Origin of the sequence: uncultured Parvimonas sp. (assembly GCF_963524015.1) — a bacterium.
Lineage (GTDB): Bacteria > Bacillota > Clostridia > Tissierellales > Peptoniphilaceae > Parvimonas.
Genome location: NZ_CAURDT010000002.1, coordinates 165573 through 187088, shown reverse-complemented (window position 1 = coordinate 187088; position 21516 = coordinate 165573). Strand labels below are relative to the sequence as shown.

The 21516-nt window shown below is 28.5% G+C and carries 19 protein-coding genes, 1 riboswitch and 1 other annotated feature; of the genes, 18 read left to right on the top strand and 1 reads right to left on the bottom strand.

The annotated features are described in order from the left end of the window. Window positions 1–443: 443 nt before the first annotated feature. Window positions 444–974 carry a folate family ECF transporter S component gene (locus tag RWJ08_RS03730; protein ID WP_313961120.1) on the bottom strand — a complete coding sequence of 177 codons (531 nt, stop codon included), beginning with the start codon at window positions 972–974 and terminating at the stop codon, window positions 444–446. Window positions 975–999: 25 nt separating this feature from the next. Next, window positions 1000–1091, bottom strand: a riboswitch (THF riboswitch). Window positions 1092–1279: 188 nt separating this feature from the next. Here RWJ08_RS03730 and secA point away from each other — a divergent pair. From secA to RWJ08_RS03640, 18 genes are all read left to right on the top strand, one after another. Beyond that, window positions 1280–4000, top strand: a complete 2721-nt coding sequence (secA, locus tag RWJ08_RS03725; RefSeq protein WP_313961119.1) for a preprotein translocase subunit SecA — start codon at window positions 1280–1282, stop codon at window positions 3998–4000. 407 nt (window positions 4001–4407) lie between these two features. After that, a complete protein-coding gene (locus RWJ08_RS03720; protein ID WP_313961118.1) occupies window positions 4408–4890 on the top strand; it encodes a hypothetical protein in 483 nt (160 codons plus the stop codon). Window positions 4891–4901: 11 nt separating this feature from the next. Further along, a complete protein-coding gene (locus RWJ08_RS03715; RefSeq protein WP_313961117.1) occupies window positions 4902–5129 on the top strand; it encodes a hypothetical protein in 228 nt (75 codons plus the stop codon). A gap of 243 nt (window positions 5130–5372) precedes the next feature. Further along, window positions 5373–6746, top strand: a complete 1374-nt coding sequence (gene rlmD / locus RWJ08_RS03710) for a 23S rRNA (uracil(1939)-C(5))-methyltransferase RlmD (protein WP_313961116.1) — start codon at window positions 5373–5375, stop codon at window positions 6744–6746. A 24-nt stretch (window positions 6747–6770) separates the two neighbouring features. Then, window positions 6771–7073 carry a hypothetical protein gene (locus RWJ08_RS03705; protein WP_313961115.1) on the top strand — a complete coding sequence of 101 codons (303 nt, stop codon included), beginning with the start codon at window positions 6771–6773 and terminating at the stop codon, window positions 7071–7073. Between the two features lie 495 nt (window positions 7074–7568). Further along, window positions 7569–8573 carry a low temperature requirement protein A gene (locus tag RWJ08_RS03700; RefSeq protein ID WP_313961114.1) on the top strand — a complete coding sequence of 335 codons (1005 nt, stop codon included), beginning with the start codon at window positions 7569–7571 and terminating at the stop codon, window positions 8571–8573. A 465-nt stretch (window positions 8574–9038) separates the two neighbouring features. Further along, window positions 9039–9329: a thioredoxin family protein gene (locus RWJ08_RS03695; RefSeq protein ID WP_313961113.1), complete on the top strand. Its 291-nt coding sequence runs from the start codon at window positions 9039–9041 to the stop codon at window positions 9327–9329. Between the two features lie 97 nt (window positions 9330–9426). Then, a complete protein-coding gene (locus RWJ08_RS03690; protein WP_313961112.1) occupies window positions 9427–9990 on the top strand; it encodes a hypothetical protein in 564 nt (187 codons plus the stop codon). A gap of 93 nt (window positions 9991–10083) precedes the next feature. Further along, the gene (locus RWJ08_RS03685) at window positions 10084–11019 is read left to right on the top strand and encodes a DUF4268 domain-containing protein (RefSeq protein ID WP_313961111.1); all 936 of its coding nucleotides are present in this window, start codon (window positions 10084–10086) and stop codon (window positions 11017–11019) included. A gap of 85 nt (window positions 11020–11104) precedes the next feature. Continuing rightward, window positions 11105–12184 (top strand): hypothetical protein, encoded by a 1080-nt coding sequence (locus tag RWJ08_RS03680; RefSeq protein WP_313961110.1) that lies wholly within the window; start codon window positions 11105–11107, stop codon window positions 12182–12184. Window positions 12185–12274: 90 nt separating this feature from the next. Continuing rightward, on the top strand, window positions 12275–13390 hold the full coding sequence (locus tag RWJ08_RS03675) for a hypothetical protein (RefSeq protein WP_313961109.1): 1116 nt from the start codon (window positions 12275–12277) through the stop codon (window positions 13388–13390). Between the two features lie 117 nt (window positions 13391–13507). Continuing rightward, window positions 13508–13978: a GNAT family N-acetyltransferase gene (locus RWJ08_RS03670; RefSeq protein WP_313961108.1), complete on the top strand. Its 471-nt coding sequence runs from the start codon at window positions 13508–13510 to the stop codon at window positions 13976–13978. Between the two features lie 123 nt (window positions 13979–14101). Continuing rightward, window positions 14102–14512: a GNAT family N-acetyltransferase gene (locus tag RWJ08_RS03665; RefSeq protein ID WP_009354484.1), complete on the top strand. Its 411-nt coding sequence runs from the start codon at window positions 14102–14104 to the stop codon at window positions 14510–14512. A 200-nt stretch (window positions 14513–14712) separates the two neighbouring features. Beyond that, window positions 14713–15429, top strand: a complete 717-nt coding sequence (locus RWJ08_RS03660; protein ID WP_313961107.1) for a putative ABC transporter permease — start codon at window positions 14713–14715, stop codon at window positions 15427–15429. Between the two features lie 257 nt (window positions 15430–15686). Further along, window positions 15687–16448, top strand: a complete 762-nt coding sequence (locus RWJ08_RS03655) for a hypothetical protein (protein ID WP_313961106.1) — start codon at window positions 15687–15689, stop codon at window positions 16446–16448. 364 nt (window positions 16449–16812) lie between these two features. After that, window positions 16813–17063: a binding site (T-box leader), on the top strand. A gap of 118 nt (window positions 17064–17181) precedes the next feature. Continuing rightward, window positions 17182–18468: a branched-chain amino acid transport system II carrier protein gene (gene brnQ, locus RWJ08_RS03650; RefSeq protein WP_313961105.1), complete on the top strand. Its 1287-nt coding sequence runs from the start codon at window positions 17182–17184 to the stop codon at window positions 18466–18468. A 24-nt stretch (window positions 18469–18492) separates the two neighbouring features. Then, window positions 18493–19773 (top strand): O-acetylhomoserine aminocarboxypropyltransferase/cysteine synthase family protein, encoded by a 1281-nt coding sequence (locus RWJ08_RS03645; protein ID WP_313961104.1) that lies wholly within the window; start codon window positions 18493–18495, stop codon window positions 19771–19773. A 280-nt stretch (window positions 19774–20053) separates the two neighbouring features. Next, window positions 20054–21412, top strand: a complete 1359-nt coding sequence (locus RWJ08_RS03640; protein WP_313961222.1) for a DKNYY domain-containing protein — start codon at window positions 20054–20056, stop codon at window positions 21410–21412. The last annotated feature ends 104 nt before the right edge of the window (window positions 21413–21516 follow it).

Sequence of the window (21516 nt, the reverse complement as noted above, 5' to 3'; positions counted from 1 at the left end):
TACGGTCGAAATGACGGGTAAGGAAGTACCCTCGTTTAATAGCTTACCATTAATAGTAAAACAGCTTACGATTTATTAAAAAAATTATAACGAATAAAATAATTCACGTCAAAAACCAAGCAAAGTAATGCTCCCAACATGTCATCTCGAGCGTAGACAATCTAGCCCTAACTTTGATTATTTACTTGTAAATAATCAATAGTAGGTCTGACGGGGTCATTGTAGCGTTGTTTGATACAATGACTTTGGAGATCTCATACTTTTGCTTTAGCAAAAGTAAATGTATCAAAGATACATAAAAAAATTATTGTAGAATTTCTTTCAGAAACACTATTGCTTGTAAAAGAGCTTACGATTTATTAAAAAAATTATAACGAACAAAAAAACTGACTACCATTGCAGTCAGTTTATAATTCGTGTTTATGATTTTTCTTAATTTATTTTTATCTGTATGTTTTTTTTATTCTTGTAGTTAAAACTAAAAGTGCAACAAATGTAATTCCCATTTGGATTAAATTTGGCAATGTTCTTGAAACAACATAGTACCAAAATCCTTTACCTCTTGTTACAGAAAGCCAAAAGCTGTCTAAAAAGATTGTAACAACAAAAGAAAGAATACAAATAAGTGCAACTTTTAAGATTACAAAAAGTTTACTTTCTTTTTCAATATTTTTTCCAAGTATAAGTCCTGAGAAAAATCCCATTATCATATTTGTAAGCATATATCCTGGAAAATACATTCCAGGAGAACCTAAGGTCATGAAATAAATCAATGGATCAGAAGCACCACCGATTATAGTTCCAAGTGTAGGCCCTAATAATATACCAGAAAATAGCATTGGTATAAATCTAAGTGTTATTCTTCCACTTCTAGGGGGGAATAAATAAATATTTTGATATGACAAAATAACTGTTATAGCTATCATAAGTCCTGCAATAGCTAATTGTGTGGTTGTAAACCTATTTTTTTTCATTTTTCTCCTTTCAAAAATCAATGCCAACAGTGGATGCGAAAACTAACCACGAGAAATCTCTTCGTTTACAAGCAACATCCCATCTTGTAACACTTAATGCAAGTTTCCTACTCTGCCTAAAAAAATAGGCTACTATTGGTATCACACGAATACTATAATATTTTATAAGATTTTTAAAATAAAGTCAAGATTGTAATAGTAAACAAAAAATTATAAGTTGTTTTTTTATTATAATTTGTAAATTTTGAGTATTTATGGTAAAATATCACTTGTGAGAAAATATATTTTTTAGATAGAGGTGAGTTATGGGATTTTTTAGTGATATTTTTAATTCTTCTTCAAAGAGAGTTAAAAAGATAAATCCAATCGTAGACAAAATAATGTCTTACGAAGAAAAATATTCAAAATTAACAGATGATGAACTTAGAAATAATACAGAAATATTTAAAACTAGATTAGCAAATGGAGAAACTTTAGACGATATTTTACCTGAAGCTTTTGCAACAGTTAGAGAAGCGGCTTATAGAGTTTTAGGTATGAAACATTATAGAGTACAGTTAATTGGTGGGGTTGTTCTACACGAAGGTAGAATTGCCGAAATGAAAACAGGTGAAGGAAAAACTTTAGTTGCAACTTTACCTTCATACTTAAATGCTCTTACAGGTAAGGGTGTTCATATAGTAACAGTAAATGATTACCTTGCAAAGAGAGATAAGGAGTGGATGGGTAAAATTCATGAATTTTTAGGGCTAAAAGTTGGTTGTATTTTACATGGTCTTACAAATGATGAAAGACGTGAAAACTACAATTGTGATATTACTTACGGAACTAACTCAGAATTTGGTTTCGACTACCTTAGAGATAATATGGTTGTTTACAAGGAAGAACTTGTTCAAAGAGGACTTAATTATGCAATCGTCGACGAAGTTGACTCGATTTTAATCGACGAAGCTAGAACTCCACTTATTATTTCAGGTGAAGGAGATCAATCAACTGATTTATATGCACTTGCTGATAGATTTGTAAAGAGTTTAAAGGGAAGAATTGCAGATCCAAGTGAAGAAAATGAAGACTTTTACAACAGAGAACTTAGAGAAGAAACTGTTGATTTTGTAGTTAATGAAAAACATAAAACTGCAAACTTAACTGAAATAGGTACTGAAAAAGCGGAAGAATTTTTTGGACTTGTAAACCTTTCAGATCCAGTTAATATGGAAGTAGCACATCATATAAACCAAGCATTAAAAGCTAACAATACAATGCAAAGAGATGTTGACTATGTTGTAAGTGAAGATGGAGAAATCCTAATCGTAGATGAATTTACTGGACGTATAATGGAAGGTAGAAGATATAGCGAAGGACTTCACCAAGCTATTGAAGCTAAAGAGGGTGTTGAAATCAAGTCTGAATCTAGAACTCTTGCAACAATCACTTACCAAAATTACTTCAGAATGTATGAAAAACTTGCTGGTATGACAGGAACTGCAAAGACTGAAGAAGATGAATTTAATGAAATTTATCACATGGATGTTATTGAAATTCCAACAAATAAACCAGTTATAAGAATAGATCATCATGATAGAGTTTATTTAACTGAAGAAGCTAAATTCAAAGCAATTGTTGAAGAAATAGAAAGAATTCATTCAACAGGACAACCTGTGCTTGTTGGTACAATTTCAATTGAAATTTCTGAATTACTAAGTGCAATGCTTAAGAAAAAAAGAATAGAACATGATGTATTGAATGCTAAATTCCATGCAAGAGAAGCTGAAATAGTAGCTCAAGCCGGTGTTTATGGTAAAGTTACTATTGCAACAAACATGGCAGGCCGTGGTACTGATATTCTTTTAGGTGGTAATCCTGACTTTATGGCTAAACATGAAATGAAGAAAAATGGAACACCACAATATGTTTTAGATAATTTAGATGCTTTCTGGGAAACTGATGATGAAGAAATCTTAAAAGCTAGAGAAGAATTCAAAAAATTGTATGAAAAATATAAAGCAAAAACTGATGAAAATGCTAAAAAAGTAATTGAAGCTGGTGGACTTTTCATTGTAGGTACCGAAAGACATGAATCAAGACGTATCGACAATCAGTTAAGAGGACGTGCTGGTCGTCAAGGAGACCCTGGTGAATCAAGATTTTTCGTTTCACTTACAGATAACTTAATGCGTCTATTCGGTGGAGAAGCTATTCAAAGATTTGCAATGAATAGAAATTATGACCCGGACGAAGTGTTAGAATTCAAATCTGTTACTAGAGGAATTGAAAGATCACAAGAAAGAGTCGAAGCAAATAACTTTGGTATCAGAAAGAATGTATTAAAATATGATGATGTTATGAATGTTCAAAGAAATGTAATTTACAAAGAAAGACGTGCAGTTCTTGACGGAGAAGATATGAAAGATAACATTCAAGAAATGTTAATTGAATTCATAGATGCTACTGTTGAACAATATTCTAACGGAAAAAATATTGAATTAAATGATTTGAAAATGGCAATCGAAAATGCATACTTACCACATGGTATCTTGAATTTTGAAGAAATGAAAGGATTAAACAAACAAGAATTAAAATCCTATATTACTGATGTTTCTCAAAAATTCTATGCTGAAAAAGAAGAACAAATCGGCGAAGAACAAATGAGAGAAATTGAAAGAGTAATTATGCTTATGGTTGTCGATAGAAAATGGATGGATCATATAGATGCTATGGATCAATTAAGACAAGGTATTGGCATAAGATCTTATGGACAACAAGATCCTGTAAGAGCGTACGGAGCAGAAGGCTTTGAAATGTTTAACGAAATGAACGAATCAATCAAAGTAGACGTTCTAAAAGGATTATTCAACATCCAACCTGCCGGAGCTGAAATCGAAAGAGAAAGAGCTGCAAAAGAAGTTTCTACAAATGTTCAAGACGAACAAACAACAGTCGTTAAAGGAAAACAAGTTGGAAGAAATGACCCATGTCCTTGCGGAAGTGGTAAAAAATATAAAAAATGTTGTGGAAGAAATAAATAGATAAGTTAGAGGAAAGAGTGAAGTTGTTTCGCTCTTTTCTGCTAATAGAAAGGAAATATATGGGAAGAAGATTATCTAAAAAATTACAAATACAGTGAAATGCAAGGAACTATGTTATAATTAAGAAAAATATGATTTTCATAGGGATAGAGTTGTTTTGATAGAAGAACAAGTAATAAATATGTGATATTAAGAAATGAAAAAATGGTATCATCTGGTTAGTTAATTATTATGTTAGATATAAAAATTAAGATACATTAGGTGGCATCTATATAACTATTATTTAGTATTATTATCATTAAACTAAGAAATATCTTTTAGAGAGGAATTATGATGAATATGTAAATTTAAAGATGGCATAGGAAAATCTATAATAGAAATAGTAAAAATATAAGGGAGAGTTTATTATGAAATCTTTAGTCGAAAAAAAGGGTGAGAATTCAATAGAAAATGTAAAAGTATTAAAAGAAATTGGAACAGTTTGTAATAATATACTAGATGCAAATGCAAAAAATACAAAAGATTACTTTAATCTACTTGAAGAGGTATTAAAATCAAATAATTCTATTTCCAGTGAGTATAAGAAATTTGTTGAAAAAGAAATGGATTTGTATAAGATGGGCTTAGAAAAATCAACATCAGAAGAAGAAAGGAAATCTATATTTGAAGAAATAAAAAAGTTACATGAAGATGTAAACAGAATAGTTGATAAACAGATAGAAGAAAATTCGAATATAAAAGAAAAAGCAACAAAAAATATGGAAAATAATAAAGAATTAACATGGAATGTATTAAAAATCATAGGAGTAGGATTATTATTTACGATTGGAATTACTGTTGGAGTTAAAAATAGAACAAAGGTCATTAATAAGTTAATAGATAAAAAATAAGGAGATTAGATATGGGATTTTTAAAATATATTTTTAAATCTGATAACGATTTAGAAAACGAATATGAAAAAGAAAGGCAAAAATGGTTGAAAAATGGCAGTAGAAAACATTCTAAAAAAATGGAAAGTTTAGATAGAGAAATGTGTAGAAGATCAGATATAAAATATGAAAAAGAGCATCGAAAAAGTAAAGATTCTAATTTCAGATGGACAGATGCAAATAGATGGGATAAAGATTAAAATATAAACTATAATACTATTTACTCAAAGTGGCAAATATTTGAAATTGAAACATTTATTTCTTTTTAAGAATTTACTAAAATGTATTATAGAAAAATGTTTGCAAATATGATATAATATTTTATGAATTAAGAGATTAAATTTAAAGAACAAACTAAAAAATAATATGGTAAGAAATAAATAGATAGGTTAGAGGAAAGAGTGAAGTTATTTCGCTCTTTTCTGCTAATAGAAAGGAAATATATGTCAAGAAGAAAGAAAAAATATTTAGAAGGAATAATTGAAAAAGTTAATTTTCCAAATATGTCCGAATTTACTTTTGAAGATAAAAAAGTAAATTTTAAAGGTGGAATTGAAGGACAAAAAGTTTCTGTAGTCGTTGGAAGAAAAAGAGAAAAACATATGGAAGCAAAACTTTTGGAAATTTTAGAAAAAAGTCCACTTGAAACTAATCCAACTTGTCCAAACTATTTGGAATGTGGAGGTTGTAGCTATCAAAGTGTTCCCTATGAATACGAACTTAAACTAAAACAAAGACAGATAAAGGAACTTTTTGAAGATGTATATTCAGAAGAACCTGAAATATTTGAAAGTCCATTAAAAACTGCATATAGAAACAAAATGGAATACACTTTTGCCGATATGTATAAAGACAGTCCAATAATGCTTGGCATGCATAAAAAGAATAGATTTTATGAAGTTGTAGATACGAAAGAATGTAATTTAGTACATAGAGATTTTGAAATAATAAGAAATGCAATTATCGACTTTGTAAGAGAAAAAAATATTCCGTTTGTTAAAAAGAGAACTCACGAGGGACTCTTAAGACATTTAATCATTCGTTATGCACTGACAACCGGAGAAATAATGGTTAATATCGTAACTACAACACAAAGCGAATTTGATAAAAAGAGTTTTGTAGATATACTTTTAGGATTGAAACTTGAAGGGAAAATAAAATCAATTGTGCATACTGAAAACGACTCACTTGCAGATGCAGTTGTTCCTGAAAAAATAAATATAATTTTTGGAAAAGAATACATAACAGAAAAAATATTTGACTTGGAATTTAAAGTAACACCATTTTCATTCTTCCAACCAAATGTATTTGGAGCAATAAATCTATACTCAAAAGCAATTGAACTCTGTGGAGACATAGAAAATAAAGTAGTCTTTGACCTATATTCAGGAACGGGAACAATAGGGCAAATTGTAGCTAGAAAAGCAAAAGCAGTCTATGGAATTGAAATCGTAGACGAAGCAGTCGAAAGTGCGAATAAATCCGCAAAAGAAAATGGACTAACAAATTGTACTTTCATAGCCGGAGATGTGCTGGAAGAAATTGAAAACAGAAAAGAAATGGTAGATGTAATCATCGTAGATCCACCAAGAGACGGAATAAACCAAAAAGCATTGGAAAAAATAATCTCTTGCGGTGCAAAAGCAATGGTATACATTTCTTGCAACCCAAAAACACAAAAAAGAGATGTTCAAATTCTACTTGAAAATGGCTACGAACTAAAAACATTAAAAATCTTCGACCAATTTCCAAGAACAGTCCATTGTGAGACAGTTGCGTTATTGTCAAAAATTTCGCCCGCTTGCAACTATCTGTAGATATAATTAAGGAGTAAGTAGAGTATGAATGATGTGAATAAGATAGAAAATTTGATAGAGGCATTCTCTGATGAATTATTTCATAAATTGATTAATGAAAAGCGCATAGCAATTGAAGAAATTTTGACTGAATTTACAGCTTCTTCATATGAGAAAATTTCGAGAAGCATTAATTCTCGAATAAAAAATGAGAATAGTCTAAGAGAAAAATTAAGAAGAAAAAATTATATTAAAATCTGGGGTATAGAATCAGATGAAAAAATAGATTTGCAGAATATAATTTGCGAAAAACTTCCGGATTTATTGGGCTTTAGAATAAATTGCTAATTTAAAAGTGATGAGGAAATAGTTTTTGATAAACTGATAGAGTTTTTAAGGGATAAAGATAATATAGAAACTGAAGAAAATCCTAAGTTAGTGCAGAATAATGGACATAATATTTATAAGATAGCTTGTAAATATAAGGAGTTAAATAATATTTTTTCTTTTGAAGTTCAAATTAAATCATTACCATTTTATGTAATAATAGGATAATATAAAACATACATGGAGCATATTGGGATAAATTTGAAGCATCAGCGGAAAGCTTTATTTAGATAAAAACCTTGACAGATTCTACACTATTTAAGAAGAGAGCTTTGAAGAAATACTGAAAAACATGGTTTAGACAATATAGAAAGGACGAGCATATGGGAGAAAAAATGATAGAAGAGGCAAAGAAGGTCAATCTTACTGAGCTGTTTTATGACTTGGTGTTTGTATTTGGGATTTCTAAGATTACTCATGTTCTACATAGCCTAGAGAGAGGAATATTTAGCTTAAATGAGATTATTATATATATATATTGTTGTTTTTGTATGTTTCATAAATATTTGGAATGTACAAACAGTGTACATGAACCGCTATGGGAAGCATAATTTATTACATATCATCATTATGACAGTTTTTCAAATACCTGCTTTATTATTTATGGCTGCAAATGTCAGCTCGGATATGGAGGATAGCTGGAGCGCCTTTACCTTGGCGATTATATGGATTTCTGTTGTGCAATTTCTGCAGTATCTTCTCGCTTATACTAAGCACAAGTATAGTGAAAAAGATATAAAACTGATTAAGGATTTTCTATGGCTTCTCTTTGTAAGATCAGTTGTTATTGTTATTAGCTTATTTATACCGGGAACAGGTCGTATCTTGTTGACTGGCTTTAGCTTTATTTTAAGTATTCTAGGCTCAAGCTTATTTAGAAAAGACATGGCTATGGTACCAATTAACATGCCCCATCTTATAGAAAGATTGACACTCTTTACTATCATTACTTTTGGGGAAATGCTGATGGCCACGGCGAATTTCTTCGAATTAGAGAAATTTTCAATAAACTCTGTTTTACTTATGTTTCAGGTAGTGGCGTTGTTTTTGTTTTATATATCAGAATTTGACCACGCTATTGAGGAGAATCTTCCTTGTCAAAGTGGGGCTGAACTCATTTACAAGCATTACTTTATTTGGTTTGGCTTAAATATCTGTACAATAGACTTAGACTATTCTAATGATGCCATGGGCATTATAAGGGTTATAATGATGTTTCTTGGCTTGTTTCTGTTTTACTTTGGTGTGCTAAGCAATTCACGATTAAACAAAAAGAGCCATCAGCTGGATAAGAAGATAATGAATCCGTTTGTGCTGGTTTATATCTTGGGGCTTAGCAGTTCCATTGTTTTCCAGTCAAATATTCCTGTGGGTATTGTTCTTTGTACCCTGACGATTATTTTGGAAACAGTATTATTTGTTACATTCGTAGTAAGGCGTTTTTCAAAGAAAATCAGGTAAGAGATAATTTGTACGTAAATGAAATGTTTATTGCGTTTTACAAGATTGATTTAGCTCGTGGACATTGTGGACTGGTTGTTTGATGAGTTATAATGTCAGTAACTTCTAATTTGTAGGGCTGTTTTAAATCAACTTAGTTTGTTAATATAGCCCTACAAATCTCAGTTTGTCGAGGTAATACCTTTTAACGATAACCTTAAGCTATCGTTAAAAAGTTCATGGATATGTTCCTACATACGAACGTAGCTACTTGACATACTTAGTGTTTACTCGTTTCATTGTGAGACAGTTGCGTTATTGTCCAAGCTTAATTAAGGGAAACATTAGATTAGTAAACTACATCTCTATATCTTGAGGATGAGATGTGTAATTATAGTATGGATTTAAAGAAGATCATTGCTAAAAATGAGAAAGAAGGATATTATGCGAGAAATGAGAATTATTCAAACATTGACAGAGTATCAAATGATTAAAGAGAAAGAGAAGTTTAGTTTATTTTTGTTTGGTTCACAGGCTTGTGCTCCGTGCAAAGCACTTAAGGAAAAAATTACAATTTGGAGTGGGACACATCCTCAAGTGTTCACTGGCTATGTATCAATAGAGAATAATATTTCACTTGCAGCACAGGAAAATATCCTTGGATCACCAGCAATACTTGTTTTTGTTGAAGGGAAAGAAGCGATACGAAAAATTGGATATTTCAGCCTTGAAGAAGTGTTTACCGCATTGGATAGATATATATCATACAGTGATTAAAGTAAGCCAAACTTATTTTGTTATCAAAGAAATTATCAGAATTAAAGAAAAAAGTTAATATTTTATGAATTTTTTATTAATATTTGGAGGTTTGTAGATGTATATATTGGAATTATATCAAAATAATTATTCAAAAGATTTAGTAGCATTTGATTCTTTAGAAGAAGGAAAAGAATTCGTATCTAAAATATCTGGATATACTATAGAAAAAGAAGATAATTTAGAATATGAATATTTTAATCCTAAAAATATACCTGATTATATGGAAATTATCTATAATGAAAATATTGTACCGCTATCCAGATTTATGTTTGATTCTGAAGAGAATGTTGAAATTGTTTGGAAAAAAATTTCCGATCTATCAGTTAAAAAAGATAAAATTATAGCAGGATATTCAAAAATAGATGCTTATGTAATTAATAATGAAGAAGTAAAAGCTTATATTGAAGAAAGAGAAACTAAATATAATCTTATAAAGGATTTCTTAGAAACAAATGGCTATGAAGTAGATAGAAGCTTTTTCGGAAGCAAAGATGGGGAAGCAATTACATACAGAAAGAAAGAAACGCCAGATTGGCACTTTCTATGCCACCTAGACCCGGGATTTTTATATATAAAAGGTGTAAAAGAATATGTTAAGGAATTAATAAAAGGGTTGTAGGAAGTGAAGATAGGATATAAAAAATCTTAAATAATAATAAAATAAATATTTACTAAAATATATAAAAAAATATATTGAAAGGAGAATTTTTTAATGACAATACCAGAACTAGGAAGACTTGAAGAGGTAAATGTAAGAAAATTATGGAGTCATGAACAATATGATTTCTCTAATTGGCTTGCAAAGGAAGAAAATATAGATTTATTAAATGAAGTGTTGGAACTAACTCTTGTTGATATTGAAAAAGAGGTATTGGTTGGTTCTTATCGTTGTGATTTAGTTGCTAAAGATGAAGCTTCAGGACAGAATGTTATTATTGAAAATCAGTTAGAAGCATCTGATCATGATCACTTAGGAAAAATTGTTACATATGCTTCCGGATTGGATGCAAATCTTATTGTTTGGATAGTTAAGAAAGCACGAGAGGAACACAGAAGTGCAATTGAATGGCTGAATAATAATACAAATAAGAATCTTAATTTCTTTTTGATAGAAATTCGTGCCTATAGAATAGGAGATTCTTTATTTGCCCCTAAATTCGAAATTGTAGAAAAGCCAAATGATTTTATTAAAAATGCTAAGATACAAACTGAATCTAGAGAATTTAGTAAGTCACAAAATGAAATATTAGTTTTCTGGAAAAGATTTAATGAGATACTCATAGAACGCGGGAAACCGTTCAATGATAGAAAAGTAACTACTGATAATTGGTATGAGGTCGCAATAGGAGTAAGTGAAAAATGTGTTCAGATAAGACTTGTAAATAAAGAAGGATATATAGGAATTGGTTTATACATAAATGATGATAAAGAGCTATTTGATTCCTTATACGAAAAGAAGATTGAGATTGAGTCAAAACTTGGATTTGAGCTTGATTGGCAGAGAGTTAATAATAGAAAAGTTTCAAAAATAATCTATCGTATTCCTGGTCTAAATTTTGATGACCATTCAAATTATGATGATTTAATGAATGATATTATTGATAAAGTACAGTTATTTGTTAAAGTTTTTAAGAAGTATGTGAAATAGTCTGATTGAAAAATTAAAAGTAATAAACAGATTAAAAATGTTATATATATATTGATTTTGTAATATTTTTTAATAGGAGGTATATATGTTTGAATTATCTGAGTTAGAAAAATTAGTATCAGTTCTAATTATACAAGAGGACACCGAATCAATATACTCTCTATTGCAGACAGAAAGAGATAATATTTTTTCTATGGAAATTATTCCTTATTATGTCTTATTTGTTCAGTCGTGTCAAGAATACATGGGCGAAAAATTATTGAAGGAAACTTTGGATAATAATTTTAAAGATATTCGTAATCATATAAAGGCATATTCGAAAGGATTTGAGAAATCAAAAAAAAAGATATTATCGGTTGATGATAGGCACAACGAAGATTTTAAAAATACAATTTCGTTGGAATTTTTAAAAACTAAGAATATACATTTTAATCTGGGAAGTTATTGGACTGATGCAGGACATATTATAGGAAATACACAACAATTATCGGATTTTTTAACGGTAAAAAGTATGTTTGATTACTCATTGAATGATAAATTCTATCATATTGGATATCAAATAGGATCATTCGTTTCTTCTGTTCGAGAAGGACTTTCTGAATCAATGGATTATCCTATTGTTCATAGAGCACAAAAATTCGTTAAAATAAATAATTATTATGATATAAATACAAATCTGAAAAATAAATTATTTTTACAAAACATATCAAAAGAGATAAATCTTTTTTTCTTGCATTTGTTATGTAATATGAATTTTATAAAATACATATTAAGGTCTTTATTTTTAGATGGAAATAAATGGATATTTAGAATTGAATATATTACATCATATTATACATTACGTTCATTAGAGCGTTTTAAAAATTATATTGAAAGTAATAAAAATAAACATTTTGAAACTGAAAAATTTGTTGAAATATTTAAGGTAGGAGAAAAAATTTTCAAAACACAACTGCGAAATTGTATGATGCATTATAATCTTAGGGAATCTGGTGTTATTACATTTAAAAATATTGATAAGCCTTTTTATGGAATTATAGAAAATTGTTTTGAAGGAATAACTTATCAAGATTATTTGTTTAAATTACATAATTTATCTGATAAAATAATAGACTGTTTAGAAAATCAATTTGATTTTTCTAATGTAAAATTAGAAAAATTTTAAGAATTATTCTGAAAGTATTATTAATTCTGGATTTTGAACTATGTATCTTTAAAAAGGTATTTATGTTATAGAAAAGGTATTGTAATTATTATGTTAAACAAAATCAAATCATACTGGCTTAAATTAAAAACAGAATATGAAAAAATATACAATAAACCATTTTTAAAAGATTTTGAAAGTTCAAAGGAATATCTTGAGATAATGAAAAGCTATCTTTTGAAAAAGCAAAGTGAATGTCCATCAAATGTTGATGTTGTTTGTACTTTTGCTTCTGTTGAGTTGGAACTTAGAGATGATAAATTTGATTATATTGAATTTCTACAAGATTTTTTTAATGAGTTTGAAAATTCTTTAAGTGATATTGATAAAGCAAGAATATATACTGATCTAGCTTTTTGGGATGATTTTTCTAAAAACAGTTTGGAGTATTTTAATTTAGCTAAAGACTTGAATTCTCCATTTGTAGAAACTTATACAGGTCTTGGTCTTTATTATTTTAGTGAGTATGAATACTCTAAGGATGAAAGAGATTTATTAATAAGTCATAATTACTTCAATACAGCAAGAGAAATGGAAGAAAATTATATTACTTCTTTTAACTTTGCAGTATCTTTTTTTGAACTTAAGGAATATGAAAAAGCAAAAGAAATATTTTTAAGCTTACTAGAAGTTTATCCAAATAGAATGCGTCTGTTATTGTGTTTGGTTTATTGTGAAGTGTATCTTGGCAACAAAGACGAAGCAATGTTTTATGTAGAGAAAGTAAAACCTGGACAAGATTATAATTACAATTTAAATACAGATGATATTTCAGAAGACCAAATTATTGATGTCTATTATGCTCTTGAAGAGTATGATATATTTTTAAATCTTTGTGGAGATTGTGTTGAATACTATTATATCGCAGAATGGGAAGAATATTTTTATGTTCTTTGGTTAAAAAATCAAAAGAAAAGATTTTTTAGTCTTGAAGAAAAGAATCGGAAGTATTTTGAAGAAGCTATAGATGAAGCTATTGCTGATGAAGATTATGACAGCGAAAAAGAGAAACAAGAAACTATTGCTAGTTGGGAAGAGGATAAAAGAAAGTTTGAAGAGATGATTTTTAGTATAAAGAGTGGAGCTTCAAGACCTGAGATAAAATTAAATTTATATCCTGAGTATTCATGTTTTATGGTAGATTGTGTTAGACATAAATTTGTTTAAAATAAGTTAACGAGATATAGATTGTAGGGATATTTTACAAATGTATGGGGGTATAGTATGTGTGGAATTACTGTAGATTTATAAAAACTAAAAATATTATATAAATTGGAGGTAAGCATGAATTTTAAAATAAGAGAATTAAAAAAATGTGAAATAAAACTGTTGGATACTTTTTTATATGAAGCTATTTTTATTCCTGAAGGAGTTCCAGAACCATCTAAAGATATTATAAATCACCCTGATTTACAAATATATATTTCAGATTTTGGAAAGAAAGATGATATTTGTTATGTCGCAGAGGTTGAAGGTAAGGTAGTAGGAGCGGTTTGGACTCGTATAATAAATGATTATGGTCATATTGATGATGAAACTCCATCACTTTCAATTTCACTTCTAAAAGAATATAGAAATTTAGGCATTGGAACAAAATTAATGAAGCAAATTATTTTAGCTCTAAAAGAGAAAGGGTATAAGCAAGTTTCTTTATCAGTGCAAAAAGTAAATAATGCAGTTCGTATGTATAAGAAGGTTGGATTTGAAATAGTTCATGAAAATGAGGAAGACTATATTATGGTCTGTAAACTTTAACCTTGTAAATTCTAGTTTATATAATTAATGAAGATATAATTTTCTTAAACAAAAAAATTTGAAATAATTAAAAAGATAAATAGTTAATAATTAATAATTAATTAATAAAATATAGAGGAGAATATGGAATTTAAGATTGAAAATAAAGAATCAGCAAAATCAAAAGAACTGGCAAACTTAATTAAATCATATAATAAATCAAAGAGAGAACCATCAATAAGTGAACCACTAAATATTTATTTGGAAGATTATCAAGGTAATTTAATTGCTGGAATGGTCGCAGAAACATTTGGAAATTGGCTTGAAATTGAGTACTTATATGTAAGTGAGAAGTTACGTGGGCAAGGACTTGGTTCAGAAATTTTGAAGAGAGCAGAAAATGAGGCTAGAAAAAGAAATTGTAAATATTCCTTTGTAGATACTTTTAAGTTTCAAGCTCCAGATTTTTATAAAAAGCATGGCTATAAAGAAGTATTTGTATTGAAAGATTACCCATATATTGGAGAAAGATATTATTATACAAAAGAGCTATGATTGAAGTTTAGTATGAAAATTTAAAGTAAATAGCACAAATTCGTTGTAAAGCTATGTGTTTGTTTAGAAATATATATTTATAGATTTATAAATTTATATAACGGATTAAGAATAAAAAAAGTAAAATTTATTTATATAGTAAGGAAATTTATTTTAATTTTAAATAGATTTTATAGAATTACATTTTTTAAAGGAGTATTATGGAATTAATTAGATATTTGAATGCATATTTTGCATTTAGTGTTTTGGGCTGGATATGGGAAAGTATATACTGTACAATCGACCAAAGAAAATGGCAAAATCGTGGGTTTTTGTATGGACCATTATGTCCGATTTATGGTTTTGGTTCAATTTTAGGATTGGCCTTTTATGATCTTATTTCAATGGGTAAAATTTCTCATCTATCATGGTGGCAAATATTTATTATGGGATTTGTTGCTAGTATGGTATTAGAATATCCAACGTCATATGTACTTGAAAAATTGTTTCATGCTAGATGGTGGGATTACAGTGATATGCCACTTAATATAAATGGAAGGACTTGTGCGATTACTTCTGTTGGTTTTGGGATTGGAGCAATTATTATAATGGAATTTTTTATTCCGCTTTTTGAAAAAATTTATGTGACAATTCCAAATAATTTTGCAATAGCTCTTGCTGTTGTTTTACTGGCTATACATTCTTCTGATTTTACACTTACAGTTTCAGGATTGACTAATTTCCAAAGAAATATTGCTGAACTTGAAGAAGAGTTCCAAGATAAAATGACTTTGACTGTTGATAAAATTTTTGAAAGACATAGCAGATTATATGGTAGAACATTAAGTAGAATTGCTTCTTTTAGGATGGGTGAATCTCGTAATATGATTGCAGATAAATTAGTAAAAATAAGACGTGATTTAAAAAAGAATAAATAATTTTTCAAAAAAGACTTATTCAAGTTATATACTTTAAAATAATTATAACTTTGATTTAGCTTTTTTATTTGTTGAAAATTTAATATAACTAAAATAATTTAAATAACAAATATGAAAATATAGAATAAATATTAGATAATATATATATTTGCTTGAAATTACTAAAAAACACTTATATTAAATTTTTTTGTATGTTATATTTTTTATACAAAAATAAACTATAATCATAATGTGAATTTTGAGTTAAGGAGTAAAATATGAAAAATAAACAATACATAGAAATGATAAAAAATTATTGTATAGCTGAAGATAAAAAAAAGATTGATGATATTAAAGGTGAGTATCAAGAACGTTTAGATAATTATATATATTATTCCTTATATATGCCATCATGCGCTAATTGTAGTACTATAGAAATTGATGGGTTATGGATAGAACCTTATAAGATTATTTTATCTAATGGATTTGAATTTTATCATCACTCTCCAAAAGAAATTTTTGAATATTCTATAAAAAAAAGAGGGGACTATGAATTTTTAATAAGTCAAATGAATTCAGAACCACATACAAATATTCTTGATTTAAAAGAATATCCTTCGCCATTTACTCAGGATAAGTTATACATGGTTAGATTAAATGGAAATCATAGAACAGGAGTGTTTAGAACAATTGGGTTACCATTTGTGACTGCTAGAATAGAAAAATTAAATTCTAATAAATGGACTTATTTAGTTGGGGGCAATATATGGTTTGTGGAGAAATTTTTAAACCTATTAGTAAAAATAAAGTTAATTGAAAACTATGAGAGAAGAAATTCCAAAAAATATATAATTATTCCAAAAACAGGATTAGCAATTTGGATATTACCTGGTAATTATTGTATATCAATAGTCAAAATTCTAAAAGATATTAGAACAAGAATTAGACTTATTGAGAATTTGTATCCAGATTATAAGAATAAAATACCTAAGAAACTTAGATCAAAGTTATTATTGTTGTACATTTTAATTAGCAAATAAATTTTATTCATAATAATTATAGATTTGTTATTCTCATTTTTTACAATTATGGGTCTAAGTTGATAATAAAATAAAGTGTATTATGTTTAAATTTTTTTAGAGGTATTAGGTTGATTAAACTTTATAACTCTAAAAAATACAATAGAAAATTCATAATAACAGTACCTTTATGTAAGATGTAAATTTACTATTATAAAAAGATTATTTGAATACAAAGTTAAAGAATTTTTTATAACTGAAATAAATAATAAGCTAATTTATCAAAACAAATATATAATTTAGTGAAATTTCTATATGACCAAATTTTAGTTAAAAAATTTCATTTTAGGTATTGACAAATTGTTTTTTGTCCTTTATAATCTATAGCAAGACGTTGAAGAGAAGAGTAGAAAGTTATTCAATCGATACAGAGACATTTCGTTTGGTGAGAGAAATGAGAGAGAAGCTTTCGAACATGGCCTTGGAGTCATCACATCGAGATCTATTTTTAGATTTAGGTTGTGACGGGTGTGCCCGTTATAGCATTGCGAGTATGATAGTACTCAATAAGGTCTTTTTAGTGATAAAAAGATGAATTAAGGTGGTAACACGTGAGTTTTCGCTCTCGTCCTTTGTTGGACGGGAGCTTTTTTTATTTTTGGCTCATAACTAGGTGCGCAACTGGTTACTTAATTTTTTGATTTACTTATCATTCTCTTTCAGTAATATTAGTGTAATTAAAAAGGAGAAGATTATGAACAAACAAAAGAAAGATATTTTAATAGTAGGATTAGCTCTATTTGGTTCCTACTTTGGTGCAGGAAATCTTATATTTCCCCCTTTATTGGGATTTATTTCAGGTAGTCAATGGTCATTAGCTGCAATAGGATTTTGTATTTCTGCAGTATTAATGCCGGTTGTGGGACTTTATGTTATATCAAAAAATGGTGGTTCACTTGAAGCCATGACAGAAGATATTCATAAAAAATTTGCAAAGTATTTATTATTATTTATAATGGTTTTTGCAGGATGTATCTCTGTGCCACGTACAGGAGCGGTTTCTTATGAGTTAGGATTTAAGGCACTATTTCCTAATGTATCAATCGTTGCATTTATTATTGGATATTTTGCTATAGCACTATATTTTTCATTGGATATCAACAGAATGATTAACAGTGTAGGAAAGTTTTTAACGCCAATTTTAGTTATAGTATTACTTGGAATTATTATTAAAGGAATTTTTACTCCAATTGGAATTCCAACACTTCCACAACAAAGTGGTGTTTTTACTCATTCATTTTTAGAAGGTTACCAAACAGGAGATTTAATAGTGAGTTATCTTATAGGTACTGTTTTTATAGGAGATATTGTTTATAGAGGATACCGTACAAGCAGAGAAAGAAATAAATTAACTGCTTATTGTGGAGTAATAGCTTTAATTCTTTTAGCAGTAATTTATGTAGGACTTATATATCTTGGAGCTTCAGTAAGTAGCTATTATCCAAAAGATATAGATAGAAGTAAGTTACTATTAGCAATTGCTGAAAGAGTTTTAGGAAAGAATGGAATGTTATTCCTTTCAATAGCTGTGGTTTTGGCTTGTGTTACAACTGCCATTGGTCAAATTACATCAATAGCAAACTTCTTCCATGACTTTTCAAATGGAAAGATACCTCACAAGATAGCTGCTGTAGTTTCATCAGTTGTTGGTGCTACAATTGCAGTACTTGGAGTTGAAAACATAGTTTACTATGCAACACCAATTTACAAGGGAGTTTACCCTAGTTTAATAGTATTAATGATTTTGGGTATTTTCCGTAAATTTATACCTAATAAACAAAGTTTTAGATATGCATTAATTTTCACATTGGCAGTAAGTGTATTAGAAGCAATTTTATCTGTTGCTAATGTCCCTAGTATCAAGGCATTTATTGATATACTTCCACTAAGTAGTCTTGGATTTGCTTGGGTATTACCTGCTACACTTGGACTTATTGTAGGAGCTGTAAGTGGCAGTGAACCTATAACACAATTTGAATAAAATAATTTTAAAGGAGAAATAAAAATGACAAAAAAATATAATACAAGCACAATCTGCGTACAAGGTGGTTATGAACCAAAAAACGGAGAATCAAGAGTAGTTCCAATAGTACAATCAACAACTTTTAAATACGAATCATCAGAAAAAATGGGAGATTTATTTGACCTAAAAGATTCAGGATATTTTTATACAAGACTTGCAAACCCTACAAATGATGCAGTAGCAAATAAGATTTGCCAACTAGAAGGTGGAGTTGCAGCAATTTTGACATCATCAGGACAAGCAGCAAATTTCTATGCAATATTAAATATAGCTAGTGCAGGGGATCATATAATTTCAACTTCTGCTATCTATGGTGGAACTTATAACCTTATAGCGAATACAATGAAAAATTTAGGAATTGAATCAACTTTTGTTGACCCTGATATTTCAGTTGAAGAGTTAGAATCAAAATTTAAACCAAATACAAAATTAATTTTTGGCGAAACTTTATCAAACCCATCACTTAATATATTAGATATAGAAAAATTTGCAAAAGTTGCTCATAAACATGGAGTGCCACTAATAGTTGATAACACATTCCCTACACCAATTTTCTGTAGACCTTTTGAATGGGGAGCTGATATTGTTACACACTCAACAACAAAATATATGAATGGTTCTGCAAATGCAGTTGGTGGAGCAGTTGTTGACTCAGGTAATTTTGATTGGACTAAATATAGCGAAAAATATCCGGGACTAACAACTCCTGATGAAACTTATCATGGAACAGTTTATACTGAAAGCTTTGGAAAGGGTGCATATATTACAAAAATGACAACTAATTTGATGAGAGATTTAGGTTCTATACCTTCACCACAAAACTCTTTCTATCTTGGAGTTGGTTTAGAAACTTTACACTTAAGAATGGAAAGACATTTCGAAAATGCATTAGCACTTGCTAAACATTTAGAAAAACATCCTAAAGTGTCTTGGGTTTCTTTTTCAGGTTTAGAAAATGATAGCCAACACGAATTGGCACAAAAATATCTTCCAAATGGCTCTTGTGGAGTAATATCTTTTGGAATCAAAGGTGGTAGAGAAGCTGCAGTTAAATTCATGGACTCTCTAAGACTTGCTGCAATTGTTACTCACGTAGCTGATACAAGAACTTGTGTTCTACATCCTGCATCAACAACTCACAGACAAATGAATGATGAAGAATTAATAGCAGCGGGTGTATCTCCGGACTTAATTAGACTTTCAGTAGGTATAGAAGATATTCGCGATTTAATAGAAGACATTGACCAAGCATTAGAAAAATAAATTAAATATAATACTCTAAAGGAGTTGTTATAGTTGATTAGATTATCAATTATATCAACTCTTTTTTATTGCTATTATTTATGGTTTGGAATATAATATATTTAATAAAATAACTATGGGGGATGATGTTATTTGGATAGAAAAGAGAATGAAAGTATTCGTTCAAAAATTTTAGGTATTTGTTTAATTTTAGTTAGTTTAACAATTGTTTTTTTTTACATTTAGTCAGCTTCTCGTGAGAGATGATACTTATGTAAATATTGAAAGAAGTGGGGAATGAATTGGTAATAGTTTTTTTTATAAATATGATAACAAGATTTATGTACTTATTCCTAGTGGTGGATATTACATTGTAGAAGGTGCAGATGTAGATTCTTTTAGTGTAATTAAGTCAGAGAATGATTATAATAATTCAGTTGTTGGAAAGGATAAAAATCATGTTTATTTTGGAAATGTAAAAATTGAAGACCTTAATCCAAAGGAAATAACTAATGTTGGGAATGGATATTATACTGATGGTAAAAGTACTTATTTTTGTTCTTCACTTTCTGAGAGAAATGATGAGATTTCTTATGTTTCAGAAATTTTTGGACATATAGTTCATGCATTTTTTAAGGATAAAAAGCCTAAGTCATATATTTATCCATATCATAAATTAAATACTGAAAAGAAAATTTCGAAAATTAATAATTTAATATATTTTGCAACAGATGGAGATGTGCTCTACTACAAGGGAAAGCCACTTGAAAACGCAGATGTAAATACTATAAAGCAGGTTTCTAAACATGGAGAGTATTTTTGTGATAAAAATAATGTTTATTACAAAAATGAACTTTTACCAATTAAAAATAGTGGAGAATTAGAAGTCGTTTCAGTTGAGCAGGGGGACGATTTGCTTTATGATAAAAAGAGTGGAGAAGTTTTTAAAGGTAATCTTAGATTTGACGAAAATTTCACTCCTTATAGAGTAATTGGAAATAGTAGTTCTCATATTTATAATCTATTTTTTGCTTCAAAAGATGGAGTATATTTTTATAATCAAAGAAATAATAAGCAAATAAAAATTGGAGAAAATAATTTTAAAGGAAATATTGAATTTTTAGATGAGAATGTGTTTTGTGATGAAGAAAATATGTATTTTTTAAATTCTTATGAAACGTATATTGTTAGATTTAGAGTTCCACATATTAGACGATTGTATTCAAGAAATTCTCAAATAGTTAGCTTTGGTAAAAAAGAAGGTTGGGAAAAAGTAAAAGACATACAAAGTAATGTAATAGGCTCCGTTTGGACAAAAAATGGGAAATACTATTATTTTGACAATTTAGGAAACAGCCAACTTATTAACGATACAGTTTTTGAAATTACTGACAAAGAAGTATTGAACGAATTATTATCAGATGAAGGCAAAATAACCGTCGATAGAATTAGAGAAATAATAAAAGCCGAAAAAATGCAAGCTGTATCAGGAGAAGTCAAATACACAGCAACTGTAAAATATAGTTATTACTACCTTTATATGATTTTATTATTTCCTTTTGTAATTGTTGGAAGCATATTAAAACAAAAAGGAAGAAGAAAATTGTTTAGACAAAATGGAAGATATAAATACGATATTTATAGCAACAAATACCATTAATTTCTATATGAAATGTTTGCTCAGTATTACATATAAATACAATGATAAATGTTGATTTGTATAATTAAAATAATTTTTCTGTAATCTAAATAAATTTATAAGGA